General features: G+C 66.8%; 11 protein-coding genes and 1 pseudogene. 10 read left to right on the top strand and 2 right to left on the bottom strand.

The annotated features are described in order from the left end of the window. Nucleotides 1-3 precede the first annotated feature (3 nt). The 10 genes and pseudogenes from AC5Y36_RS10715 to AC5Y36_RS10670 form a co-directional block, all read left to right on the top strand. Nucleotides 4-1,347: an MCE family protein gene (locus tag AC5Y36_RS10715; protein ID WP_500040869.1), complete on the top strand. Its 1,344-nt coding sequence runs from the start codon at nucleotides 4-6 to the stop codon at nucleotides 1,345-1,347. 30 nt (nucleotides 1,348-1,377) lie between these two features. Next, entirely contained in the window at nucleotides 1,378-2,406 is a 1,029-nt protein-coding gene (locus AC5Y36_RS10710) for an MCE family protein (protein WP_500040868.1), read from the top strand. A 35-nt stretch (nucleotides 2,407-2,441) separates the two neighbouring features. Further along, entirely contained in the window at nucleotides 2,442-3,713 is a 1,272-nt protein-coding gene (locus AC5Y36_RS10705) for an MCE family protein (RefSeq protein WP_500040963.1), read from the top strand. Between the two features lie 2 nt (nucleotides 3,714-3,715). Continuing rightward, nucleotides 3,716-5,044 carry an MCE family protein gene (locus tag AC5Y36_RS10700; protein ID WP_500040867.1) on the top strand — a complete coding sequence of 443 codons (1,329 nt, stop codon included), beginning with the start codon at nucleotides 3,716-3,718 and terminating at the stop codon, nucleotides 5,042-5,044. Beyond that, the gene (locus tag AC5Y36_RS10695; protein WP_500040866.1) at nucleotides 5,041-6,162 is read left to right on the top strand and encodes an MCE family protein; all 1,122 of its coding nucleotides are present in this window, start codon (nucleotides 5,041-5,043) and stop codon (nucleotides 6,160-6,162) included. Before AC5Y36_RS10700 ends, AC5Y36_RS10695 begins: the two co-directional genes overlap by 4 nt. Before the next feature lies 1 nt (nucleotide 6,163). Continuing rightward, nucleotides 6,164-7,612 (top strand): MCE family protein, encoded by a 1,449-nt coding sequence (locus AC5Y36_RS10690; RefSeq protein ID WP_500040864.1) that lies wholly within the window; start codon nucleotides 6,164-6,166, stop codon nucleotides 7,610-7,612. Next, nucleotides 7,579-8,130, top strand: coding sequence for an Rv1363c family protein (locus AC5Y36_RS10685; protein WP_500040863.1), 552 nt, complete (start codon nucleotides 7,579-7,581; stop codon nucleotides 8,128-8,130). The genes AC5Y36_RS10690 and AC5Y36_RS10685 overlap by 34 nt, the downstream gene beginning before the upstream one ends. Continuing rightward, nucleotides 8,127-8,702, top strand: coding sequence for a hypothetical protein (locus AC5Y36_RS10680; RefSeq protein WP_500040862.1), 576 nt, complete (start codon nucleotides 8,127-8,129; stop codon nucleotides 8,700-8,702). Before AC5Y36_RS10685 ends, AC5Y36_RS10680 begins: the two co-directional genes overlap by 4 nt. After that, complete coding sequence (locus AC5Y36_RS10675; protein WP_500040861.1) at nucleotides 8,699-9,043, top strand: DUF732 domain-containing protein; 345 nt, start codon at nucleotides 8,699-8,701, stop codon at nucleotides 9,041-9,043. The genes AC5Y36_RS10680 and AC5Y36_RS10675 overlap by 4 nt, the downstream gene beginning before the upstream one ends. After that, nucleotides 9,040-9,498 (top strand): annotated as a pseudogene (locus AC5Y36_RS10670) (CAP domain-containing protein); the annotation flags it as partial. The gene AC5Y36_RS10675 and the pseudogene AC5Y36_RS10670, both read left to right, overlap by 4 nt. Before the next feature lie 93 nt (nucleotides 9,499-9,591). On the opposite strand, the gene AC5Y36_RS10665 reads toward AC5Y36_RS10670, so the two are convergent. Both AC5Y36_RS10665 and AC5Y36_RS10660 read right to left on the bottom strand, forming a co-directional pair. Next, nucleotides 9,592-11,613, bottom strand: coding sequence for a 2,4-dienoyl-CoA reductase FMN-binding domain-containing protein (locus AC5Y36_RS10665; RefSeq protein ID WP_500040860.1), 2,022 nt, complete (start codon nucleotides 11,611-11,613; stop codon nucleotides 9,592-9,594). Next, nucleotides 11,610-12,155, bottom strand: coding sequence for a PadR family transcriptional regulator (locus AC5Y36_RS10660; RefSeq protein ID WP_500040859.1), 546 nt, complete (start codon nucleotides 12,153-12,155; stop codon nucleotides 11,610-11,612). Before AC5Y36_RS10660 ends, AC5Y36_RS10665 begins: the two co-directional genes overlap by 4 nt. Nucleotides 12,156-12,268 lie beyond the last annotated feature (113 nt).

The following is a 12,268-nucleotide window of genomic DNA, read 5'->3' as shown; positions in this document are numbered from 1 at the left end:
GCCATGACCAACTCTCCGCGACGGAACCGCATCGACCCCATCTGGTGGGCGCCGGTGCTGATCCTCGCCATCACGGCATTGAGCGCCCTGACCGCCCTGCTGTTCTCCGGAACGCTGCGGCCCGTTGTCACCGTGACCATGGTCGCCGACCGGGCCGGTCTGGTCATGGAGGACGGCGCGAAGGTCAAACTGCGCGGAGTGCAGGTCGGTGAAGTCGCATCCCTCGGCGCCCAGACCGCGGTGGCTGGGCCCGACTTCTCGATGCTCACCCTGCAGATCTATCCGCGAGCCTTCCGCTTGTTGCCGAGCAACCTTGAGGCCGAGATCAAATCCAGCACCGCCTTCGGCGCCAAATACGTCGACCTGATCGTTCCCGAATCCCCCAGTCCGCAACCGTTGGCGCCGGGAGCGACACTGCACTCGCGCAACACGACCGTCGAAGTGAACACCGTGTTCCAGAACCTGCAGGCCGTCCTGCACACCATCGACCCGGCCAAGCTCAACTCGGTGCTGTCGGCTGTCGCGGAATCCGTGCGCGGCAAGGGCGACCGCATCGGTGAAGCGATCACGGACGCCAACGCTGTGCTGCTCGCGGTAAACCCCCGGATGCCGACCGTACGCCAGGACTGGCAGCTGTTCGGACAAACAGCCCAGACCTACTCGGATGCCGCACAGAACATCCTGTCCATCCTGAACTCGTTCACCACGACCAGCGCCACGATCACCACGCACGCCAACTCGCTTGAGGAGGTGCTGCTCTCGGCGATCGGGTTCTCCCAAACCGGTGTCAGCACGATCGGCGCAAACCAGCCCAACCTGGTGCGCGCGATGAATCTGCTCGATCCCACCACCGCGTTGCTGGAGAAGTATTCGCCGACCTACACCTGCCTGTTCCAGGGCGCCCAGTGGTTCCTTGACCACGGAGGGCGAGACGCGATGGGAGGCAACGGACGATCGGTGATCATGGACGCCGCCCTGCTCGCCGGCGACGACGCGTACCGCTACCCCGACAACCTGCCGATCGTCAACGCCAAGGGCGGACCCGGCGGCCGACCCAGCTGCGGTTCGCTGCCCGACGTCAGCAAGAACTTCCCGGTGAAGTATCTGGTCACCGACACCGGCTTCGGGACCGGCCTCGATGTCCGGCCCAACCCGGGCATCGGCTTCCCCGGATGGGCCGACTACTTCCCGGTTACCCGGGCAGTTCCGCAAGCACCGAGCATCCGCTACGGCGGACCGCCGGCACCGGGCCCGTTACCGCCCTACCCAGGCGCACCCGCCTATGGCGCACCCGAATTCCGGCCGGACGGAGCACCGCTGTACCCGCCGCCGCCGATGGTGCCATGAGCAGGACAGCGACGAAAAGATGAGGCGTACATGAGAGGTAGAACAGGACGCACCGTCACTCGGGTGCTGGCGTTCACCGCGACCTGCCTGGCGTTCACGTTCGCCCTAGTCACGGTTTTCGGCCAGTTCCGGTTCGAGTCGCGCAGCTCCTTCTCCGCGGTTTTCACCAATGTGTCCGGTCTCAAAGGCGGCAACTTCGTCCGTATCGCCGGCGTCGAAGTTGGGAAGGTCAGCAGCATGGCGCTGAGCAAGGACGGATCCGTGACCGTCGACTTCACCGTCGACAAGGCGGTCACGCTCACCGAGGGCACCCGGGCCGCGGTCCGCTATGAGAACCTGATCGGCGACCGCTACCTGTCCCTGCAGCAAGGGGCCGGCGGGGTGCACAGACTGAACCCCGGTGAAACGATTCCGCTGGCACGTACCGCGCCCGCGCTCGACGTCGACGCCCTCATCGGCGGCTTTCGGCCACTGTTTCGTGCACTGGACCCCGAACAGGTCAACGCGTTGAGCGGCCAGCTGCTGAAGGTGTTCCAGGGCCAGGGGGGCACTGTCGGGTCGGTGCTGGCGCAGACCTCGGCGCTGACGACGACGCTGGCCGGTCGCGATCAGCTCATCGGTCAGGTCATCACCAATCTGAATACCGTGCTGGGCACGTTCGCCGCGCGCGACGATCAGTTCGCCGAGGGGTTGGACGCGCTTTCCGAACTGGTCCGTGGACTTGCCGATCGCAAGTCCGACATCGCCACCGGGGTCGCCTACATCAACGCCGCGGCCGGCTCGGTCGCCGACTTGTTGACGGCCGCGCGCCAACCCATCAGCGACGCGGTGGTGCAGACCGACCGGGTCGCCGGCCAGGTGATGGCCGACCACGACTATGTCGACGATCTGGCGAAGACCCTGCCCGACGCCTACCAGATTCTGGCCCGCAACGGACTCTACGGCGACTACTTCAGCTTCTATCTGTGCGATGCACTGCTCAAACTCAACGGCAAAGGCGGGCAACCGGTTTACGTCAAACTCGTGGAGCAGCCGACGGGACGGTGCACACCGAAATGAGGCGATTCATCAGAGTCAGGGCGCTGCGACCCTCGATCACACCGCTGGCCGAGCGTAACCGGGCGGCTGTCGGGGTCGTCGGAACGGCGGTGCTGCTGACGCTCGTTGTGGCCGCGTTCTGCTACGACAAGCTTCCGTTCATCAAGGGCACCTCGGACTATTCCGCCGACTTCGCCGAAGCAGGCGGGATCAAGTCCGGCAGTGACGTTCGGGTCTCGGGACTCGACGTGGGCCGGGTCTCCGACATCCGACTGCAGGGTACGACGGTGCGAGTGGATTTCACGGTGCGCAACGGCGTAGTGCTCGGGGACCGGACCGAGGCCGTGATCAAGACCGAAACGGTGCTGGGCACCAAGGTGCTCGAACTCACCCCGCGCGGCGACGGCATCCTGACCGGCACTATCCCGCTGGAGCGGACGAGGTCCCCGTACGACTTGCCGACCGCGCTGGGTGATCTCACCACCACCATCAGCGGGCTGGACACCACCCAGCTCTCGTCCTCGCTGACCACGTTGGCTCAAACATTCGCCGACACCCCACCGGATCTGAAGGCCGCGCTGGAAGGCGTGGCGCGGTTCTCGGACACCCTGAACACCCGCGACGCCACCCTGCGCAGGCTGCTGGCCAACGCCAACGCGGTCACGTCGGTGCTGGCCAAACGCAGCGACCAGGTCGCGAAGATGGTGGTCAACACCAACGCGCTGCTGGCCGAACTGCTGTCGCAACGCGCCGCGGTGGACACCCTGCTGACCAATCTCACCGCGATGTCGCAGCAGATCTCCGGCCTGGTCGACGACAACCGCGCGCAACTCAAACCCGCCCTCGGCGAACTCAACGGGGTGCTGAGCATCCTGGACAACCGCAAGCAGGAACTACAACGCACCTTGTATCTGCTTCGCCGGTATGCGATGTCGTTCGGCGAGGTGCTGGGTTCCGGACCGTTCTTCAAAGCCTCGCTGGTCAACCTGATTCCCGGACAGTTTGCGCAACCGGCCATCGACGCCGCTTTCTCCGGTCTGGGACTGGATCCCAATGTGCTGCTGCCCTCGCAACTCGTCGAGCCGGGCGTCGGGCAGCCGGGCACCCCGCCGTTGCCGGTGCCCTATCCGCGGACCGGGCAAGGCGGCGACCCGAATCTCACGCTGCCCGACGCCATTACCGGCAACCCCGATGACCCCCGCTACCCCTACCGCGAGCCGCTGCCCGCACCGCCCCCCGGCGGACCCCCACCCGGTCCGCCGGCACTGCCGGCGCCCGGGGACCAGCCGCCACCGAGCATCCCGCCGCCGGCGCCCGGGAGGCGGTGACGATGTCCATACAGCCAGCCGAAACCCGGCGCCCACGCCGGACACGCATGCTGCGGAGCATTACCGCGATCAGCCTGATCGTCACCCTGATTGCCGCGGTGACCGTGCTCGCCACACCATGGTGGGACCGGGTCGCAACGAACAGCTACATCGCGTACTTTCCCAACACCAACGGCCTCTACACCGGCGACGAAGTCCGCATCCTGGGCGTGGCGGTCGGGACGGTGGATGCCATCGAGCCGCTGCCGGATGCGGCCAAGGTCACCTTCTCGGTGGACCGGCGCTACCCGGTGCCCGCCGACGTCCGGGCGGCGATCCTGTCCCCGTCACTGGTCAGCGCCCGCGCGATCCAGCTCGTCCCGGCCTACTCGGCCGGACCGAAACTCGCCGGCGGAGCGATCATTCCGCAGAACCGAACCGCGGTCCCCGTCGAATGGGACGACTTCCGTCAGCAGCTGGAGAAACTGACCTCTTCCTTGCAGCCCACGACCCCGGGCGGGACCAGCGCGGTGGGCGAATTCATCCAAACCGCCGCCGCCAACCTGCGCGGCGAGGGCGACACCGCACGCGACACGGTTATCAAACTCTCGCAGGCCATGTCGGCGCTGGGCGACCACAGCACCGACATCTTCAGCACGGTGCGAAACCTGCAGCTGCTGGTGTCGGCGCTGTCCTCGAGCAGCGACCTGCTCGCCGCCTTCAACACCAACCTGGCCAACATCACCACCGTTTTGTCCGACACCCCCGGTGAGGTGGCCGACGCGACACGAGGCCTGGACCGTGCCGTCGGCGACCTGCGCGGCTTCCTCGCCGAGAACCGGGAAGGGCTCGGCGAAACCTTCGATCATCTCAACGCGATCACCACCGCCCTGAACGACAGCCGCGGTGACGTCAAGCAAATTCTGCACATCACGCCGACGGTGTTCGGAAATTTCGTGAACATCTACCAGCCGGCGCAAAGCGCGATCACCGGCATCCTGGCGCCGGTCAACTTCGCCGATACCGTGCAATTCATCTGCGGGGCAATTCAATCCGCATCGCGTCGAGACTTCGACCTGTCATCGAAGCTGTGTGTGCAGTATCTAGCACCCATCATCAAGAATCGCCAGTACAACTTCCCCCCGTTGGGGATCAACCCGTTCGTCGGGGCGTCGGCGAGACCCAATGAACTCACCTACAGCGAGGACTGGCTGAACCCGAGCCTGCCGCCGGCGACGGCGCAGGCCCCGCTTGACTCGCCGTCACCACCTGAGGTCGCCAGCAGCACCGACCCGGCGCTGGGTCTACCGGGCCTGATGGTTCCTCCTGCGCCTGCCGGGGGCACACCGTGAAGCGCGCGCTGGCCGCCGCCGTGAGCATCGGGTGCCTGTCGACGGTCCCCGGCTGCGGGTGGCAGGGTCTGAACTCGATGAGCCTGCCGGGTACCGAAGGCAGCGGGGCGGGGTCATACACCGTCATGGCCCAACTGCCCGATGTCGTGGTCATCCAACAGAACACCCGGGTCCGGGTCGCAGACGTCAACGTCGGCAACGTCACCAAGATCGAGGTTCAAGACTGGCACGCCCTGGTGACCATGCGTATCGACGGTGGTGTGCAGTTGCCGGCGAACAGCACCGCCAAGGTCGGGCAGACCAGCCTGCTCGGGTCCATGCACATCGAGCTGGCCCCACCCAGTGATGAACCACCGCGCGGCCGGCTCGGCGACGGCTCTCTGATCCCGCTGGCCCGGGCCAGCACCTATCCCACCACCGAACAAACGCTGGCAGCGGTGTCGGTGCTACTCAACGGCGGCGGACTGGCCCAATTGCAGGAGATCAATCAGGCGTTCGCCACGGCCCTGGCCGGGCGTGAAGGCGACATGCGTAGCCTGCTGAACCAACTCGACATCTTCATCTCCCAGCTCAACAACCAGACCGACGACATCATCACTGCCACAGAGAACCTCAATGCGCTGGCCGGGCAGGTCGCCGCCAACGACCACATCGTCGACACCGCGCTGACCACCATTCCACAAGCGCTTGCGGTGCTGTCCGAGCAACGCGCCACCATTGCCGACGCGATCGCCGCACTGGGCAAGTTCAGCGCGGTCGCGGCCTCCACGGTCAACCAGACCAAGGAATCGCTGGTCAACAATCTGCGCAACATCGCTCCGGTGCTGCGGTCACTGGCCGACGCCGGTCCGGCGCTGACCAAAGGGCTGGACTTCCTGTCCACCTATCCCTGGGTGAAAAGCAACCTCGCCAACTGGTTCCGGGGCGACTTCGCCAATATCACCCTGGTCATCGATCTCACCCTGAGCCGGCTGGACAGCGGGTTGTTCACCGGAACACGCTGGGAGGGAAACCTCACCGAACTGGAACTGCAGTGGGGCCGCACCATCGGCCAGATGCCGAGCCCCTACACCGCCGGCAACCCGCTGGTCGCCCCCTACCACTTCGGGGGCTACTGACGTGTTGCGACTGTCCCGCACCATATGGATACAGCTGTCGATCCTGGCCGCCGTCACGCTGCTTGCCTGCGGGGTCATGGCGTTCGGCTTCGTCAAGGTGCCGGCGTTGCTCGGGGTGGGGCGCTACACCGTGACCGTCGAACTGCCCGCATCCGGCGGCCTGTACCCCACGTCGGTGGTGACCTACCGGGGTACCGAAATCGGCAGGGTCAGCGCGATCGACGTCACCGCCGCCGGTGTTCGCGCGGTCCTCACCCTCAATTCGTCGGTGCACGTTCCCTCCGACATCGTCGCGGCGGTGCACAGCCGATCCGCGGTGGGGGAGCAGTTTCTGGAACTCACCCCCAAGGGCACGATGGGCCGGTCGCTGCGTGACGGCGATGTGATCCCGATGGGCAGCGTGCAGATCCCCGCCGACATCGGCAGCCTGCTCGACGCCACCAACCGGGCCCTGCAGGTGATCCCGCAAGACGATCTGCGCACCGTCGTCGAGGAAGCCAGCAAGGCGGCCGGCGGGCTGGGACCGGAACTGTCACGCATCGTCGACGGATCGGCGTCGCTGGCGATCGAAGGCGGCAAGACCGTGGGTCCGCTCGGTGCGCTGATCGATCAGTCCCCACCGGTGTTGAACTCCCAAGTGCAGACCGGTGATTCGATCGCGATCTGGGCGCAGCGAATGGCGGCGATCACCGGGCAGGTCAAGGCACAGGACACCGTGTTTGCAGACTTGCTCACCATCGGCGGGCCGGCGCTGGAGCAGGGTCGGGCGCTGTTGGACCGGGTTGCTCCGGCGTTGCCGGTGCTGCTCGCAAACATGGTGAGTTTGGGTGACATCGCGGTGACCTACCGCAGCGACATCGAGCAGCTGCTGGTTCTCTTCCCGCAGGGGACTGCGGTCATGTCGGCGATCGCGGTCCCGGACGCCGATCTGAAGACCCCCTATCGCGGTATCTATCTCGACTTCAACCTCAACCTCAACTACCCGCCGCCCTGCAACACCGGGTTCCTCCCGGTGCAGCAGCAACGCGTGCCCAGCGACGTGGACTACCCCGAGCGGCCCGCCGGCGAGCTGTACTGCCGGGTGCCGCAGAACTCGGATCTCAATGTCCGTGGGTCACGCAATATTCCGTGCGAGAACAACCCGGCCAAACGTGCGCCGACCGTCGAAATGTGTGAGAGCGATCAGCAATACGTCCCCCTCAACGACGGCTACAACTGGAAGGGCGACCCCAACGCGACACTGTCGGGCCAGGGCGTGCCGCAGTATCCGCCGGGCACCGACCCGCGGCAGCAGTCGGGCTCGCCGGTCCCGCCGCTGGCCTTCGCACCCTACGACCCGGCCACCGGCAGCTACGTCGGGCCGGACGGCAACCCCCACACCCAGGCCGATCTGGTCCCAGGAGAGAAAGGTCCGACATGGCAGAGCATGTTGATTCCACCGGGCAGTTAGACGACGAGGTGCCCGCCGACCCGGCCGGCCGGGTCGCCAACCGGGCCCGGGCGCCGATCGTGATAGGCCTGGTCCTGGTGGCGTTATTGAGTGGTGTGGCCGGCTGGCTCGGATTCCGCGGCTACCAAGCACATCAGGCGCAGGCTCAGCGTGAGCTGTTCGTCCGGGTCGCTCGCCAGTCAGCGATCAACCTGACGACGATCAGCTACACCGACACCGGCGGCTTCGTGCAGCGGATCCTGGAATCGGCGACAGGTACGTTCCGCGACGATTTCCAGCAACGGTCGCAACCGTTCGTCGACGTGGTCAAACAGGCCCAGTCGAAGTCCGCAGGAACCGTCACCGAGGCGGCCCTGGAATCGGAGGCCGACGATCACGCGCAGGTTCTCGTGGCGGTGTCGGTCAGCACATCGATCGGTACTGCACCCCAAGGCGATCCGCGGCATTGGCGAATGCGGATCAGCGTGCAGAAATCAGGCGATGACGCCAAGGTATCGAACGTGGTGTTCGTGCCATGACCGTCACCGAACTAGATTGCGACGAACCCGTCGCCGCCGAGGAATCCGGCGCCGCCGGGGCTGCGGAGCAGCCCGGCCGTGCCGCCCGGTTCGCTCCGACGTCGCTGCTGGCCTATGCGCTAGTGCCCGGACTGGCCCTGGTCGTTACCCTTGCCGCGGGCTACCTGAAATGGTGGGACGGTTCGGTACGACTGGCACCGGCAGCCGCCGCCGAATCGGTGCACGCGGCGACCGACGGCACGATCGCGATGCTGTCGTATCACCCCGATACCGTTGATGCGGAATTGAACGCGGCCGCCGGCCGGCTCACCGGGCCGTTTCGCGACCAGTACACCCAGCTGATCACCGACGTCGTCGCTCCGGGCGCCAAACAACGCCATATCACCGCGGTCGCCGCCGTCCCGGCCGCCGGGTCGGTGTCGGCCGCCGCGCAGCACGCGGTGGTCCTGGTTCTGGTCAATCAGACCACCACGATCGGCAGCGATCCACCCACCAGCACGGCGTCCAGCGTGCGGGTCACCCTCGACAAGGTCGACGACCGATGGCTCATTTCACAATTCGATCCGGTGTGATCGCGCTGTCCGCCGGCCTCAGCGCGCTCGGGGCCACGGCGCCCGTGGCGGCCCCGCAGTCCCGCGCGGACGCGGTGGCCTACCTGGTCAACGTGACCGTGCGCCCGGGCTACAACTTTGCCGACGCCGACGCGGCTCTGGACTACGGTCACGGGATCTGCGCGAAAGTGGCCGAACGCCGTGGCTATGCGCAGCTCGTCGACGACGTGCAGGCCGACTTCAGCACCGCCGACGACTATCAGGCCAGTTATCTGATCAGTCAAGCCGTCAACGAGCTATGCCCTGCGCTGATCTGGCAGCTGCGCAATGCGGCCGCCAACTACCGCGCGCCAGCGCCATGAGGGTGTTGCCGATTGCGGCCACCCTCGCCGCGGCCGCCTCGATTCCCCTTGCCCACGCCGACAATTCACGCCTCAACAACAGCGTCGTCGCCAATGTCTACACCATTCAGCGCCAAGCCGGGTGCACCAACGACGTCAAGGTCAATCCCCGGCTGCGACTGGCGGCGCAGTGGCACGCGGTGGATGTACTCAACAACCACGACCTCGACGGAGACATCGGCTCGGACGGGTCCACCCCGCAGTCCCGCGCCCAGGCCGCCGGGTTCGCCGGCGCAGCGGCCGAAACCGTCGCGATCAACCCGGCGCTGGCGATCAGCGGCATCGAGATCCTCAACCGGTGGTACTACAACCCGGCCTATTTCGCGATCATGTCCGACTGCGCCAACACCGACATCGGAGTGTGGTCGGAGAGCAGCTTCACTCGCACCGTGGTGGTCGCGGTCTACGGCCGGCCGTCCTGACGTTCGGGCGCGAGCGTGCATAGATGTACGCGAAAACAGGCCCAGGCCCGGCATTTTGCGCACGCTCGCGCCAAGAAGGGGCGCCCGCTAGAGCCGGGCGGCCAACTCGGTGCCCTGCTTGATGGCCCGCTTGGCGTCGAGCTCCGCGGCCACTGCGGCGCCGCCGATGATGTGCGGCCGCATCCCGGCGGAGCGCAGCCCGGCCTCCAGGTCACGCACCGACTCCTGCCCGGCGCAGATCACCACGGTGTCGACGGCCAGCAGTTGCGGACGCTTGCGGTCCGGGCCGAAGCTGATGTGCAGCCCGTCGTCGTCGATGCGCTCGTAGTTCACCCCGGAAAGCTGCTGCACCTTCTTGGCTTTCAACGATGCGCGGTGCACCCAGCCCGAGGTCTTACCCAGCTTGCGACCCTGGTGGCCTTTGGTGCGTTGCAGCAGATACACCTCGCGCACCGGCGGCGCCGGGATCGGGGTGGTCAGCGCGCCGCGGGCCTCCTGCGGATCGGCCGCGCCCCACTCCGCCTTCCACTCCTTGAGATTGAGCGTCGGTGACGCGTCGGTGACCAGAAACTCGCTGACGTCGAATCCGATGCCGCCGGCACCCACCACCGCGACCGACTTGCCCACCGGCGCACCGGTGATCGCCGCGGCGTAGGACAGCACCTTGGGGTGCTCGATGCCCGGGATATCCGGAATCCGCGGTGTCACACCGGTTGCCAGCACCACCTCGTCGAAGCCGCTGAGGTCCTCGACGGTGGCCCGGGTGTTCAGCCGGACCGTCACGGCATGTTTGTCCAGCATGCGGGTGTAGTAGCGGATGGTCTCGGCGAACTCCTCCTTGCCGGGAATCCGGCGGGCCAGGTCGAATTGGCCGCCGATCACCGAACCCGCCTCGAACAGGGTGACGTGGTGGCCGCGCTGGGCGGCGGTCACCGCTGTCGCCAGCCCGGCCGGGCCGGCGCCGACGACCGCCACCGACCGGGCGCGCCGCGTCGGCCCCAGGCTAAGGGTGGTTTCCCGGCCGGCGCGCGGGTTGAGCAGACACGACACCTTCTTGTGCACGAAGGCGTGATCCAGACAGGCCTGATTACACGAGATGCAGGTGTTGATCTCGTCGGCTCGATCCTCGGTGGCCTTGCGCACCCAGTCCGGGTCGGCCAGCATCGGGCGTGCCATCGAGATCAGCTGCACGTGGGTGTCGGTCAGGATCTGTTCGGCGGCCTGCGGCATGTTGATCCGGTTGGACGCGACCACCGGAATCCGGACGTGTTCGGCGACCGCGCTGGAGATGTCGACGAACGCGCTGTTGGGCACCGAGGTCACGATGGTCGGCACCCGCGCCTCATGCCAGCCGAAGCCGGAGTTCAGGATCGTCGCCCCGGCCCGCTCTACCTCGATGGCCAGTGACACGACCTCATCCCAGCTCTGACCGTCCGGGACGTAGTCGGCCATCGACATCCGGTAGCAGATGATGAAATCCGAACCGACCGCCTCGCGGGTACGCCGCACGATCTGCACCGGGAACCGGCGGCGGTTCTCGGCGGTGCCGCCCCAGGAGTCGGTGCGGTTATTGGTGCGCGGCGCCAGGAACTGGTTGAGCAGATAGCCTTCGCTGCCCATGATCTCGACTCCGTCGTAGCCGGCCTCGGCGGCCAGCGTCGCGGCCCGCGCGAAGTCGTCGATCGTGGACGTCACCCCGCGCCCGGACAGCGCACGGGGCTTAAACGGGGTGATCGGGGACTTGCACGCCGACGCGCTGACCGAAAACGGGTGGAAGGCATAGCGTCCGGCGTGCAGGAGTTGCAGCAGGATCTTGCCGCCGGCCGCATGCACCGCGTCGGTGATCCGCCGATGCCGTCGCGCGTCGGAGGAACTGACCATCTGTGACGCGAACGGCAGCAGCCAGCCGGCGCGGTTGGGTGCGTACCCGCCGGTGATGATCAGTCCGACACCGCCGCGGGCGCGCTCGGCGAAGTACTCGGCCAGCTTGTCGATGTCACCGGCCCGGTCTTCCAGGCCGGTGTGCATCGAGCCCATCACCACCCGATTGCTCAGCGTGGTGAAGCCAAGATCCAACGGGGACAACAGCGTTGGATAGGGGTGGGTCATAACGCCGTCCTAACTTCGTCGAGCCAGTCGATGGCGCTCTCCTCGGCGCGGATGCCGCCACGCAGCACCAGGTACTGGTGCAGGGCGGCGCCGGTCAGTGTGCCGGGATCGGGGAACTGGCGTTTCTCCAGCGCCCGGTACAGATCCAGGCGTTCGGCGCGTTCGGCACGCAATTGGGTTGCCTGGGCGCTGACGGCTGTCGCGTCGCCGTAGCCGGCGGCGCGCACCTTGACCGCGAGGTCGCGCAGCGGCGCGTCAACCACCGCGTTGCCGCGGCCGTTGAGCGGCTCGGCGATCCAGCGCGCCAACTCGGCACGGCCGGCCGCGGCGACGGTGTAGACCTTTTTGTCGGGCCGGCCCTGCTGGCTCACCGGCGTCACCTCTACCCAGCCGTCGGCCTCCATCGCCCGCAGCGTGCGATAGATCTGCTGATGCGTCGCAGACCAGAAATATCCGATCGAGCGGTCGAAGCGATGCGCCAACTCATAGCCCGAACCGGACTGTTCGCACAGCGACACCAGGATCGCGTGGGGGAGCGCCACCGCAGCAGCATAGGGCCGACCGGCGACCCTATGCAACTAGTTGCACTGCACTCATGTGCATAGCGGGCCGTCGATGCGGCGTGGCCCGCTGGCAGCCGGATATATGCAACGTT

This window comes from Mycobacterium sp. NGS50 (assembly GCF_059812545.1).
Note: the sequence above shows the minus strand (reverse complement) of the source record. Positions and strands in the feature narration are given on the sequence as shown.

Excerpts from the sequence above, each read along its gene's own strand:
- AC5Y36_RS10715 (WP_500040869.1), top strand. The coding sequence starts at position 4 with ATGACCAACTCTCCGCGACGGAACCGCATCGACCCCATCTGGTGGGCG.
- AC5Y36_RS10710 (WP_500040868.1), top strand. The coding sequence starts at position 1,378 with ATGAGAGGTAGAACAGGACGCACCGTCACTCGGGTGCTGGCGTTCACC.
- AC5Y36_RS10700 (WP_500040867.1), top strand. The coding sequence starts at position 3,716 with ATGTCCATACAGCCAGCCGAAACCCGGCGCCCACGCCGGACACGCATG.
- AC5Y36_RS10685 (WP_500040863.1), top strand. The coding sequence starts at position 7,579 with ATGGCAGAGCATGTTGATTCCACCGGGCAGTTAGACGACGAGGTGCCC.
- AC5Y36_RS10680 (WP_500040862.1), top strand. The coding sequence starts at position 8,127 with ATGACCGTCACCGAACTAGATTGCGACGAACCCGTCGCCGCCGAGGAA.
- AC5Y36_RS10665 (WP_500040860.1), bottom strand. The coding sequence starts at position 11,613 with ATGACCCACCCCTATCCAACGCTGTTGTCCCCGTTGGATCTTGGCTTC.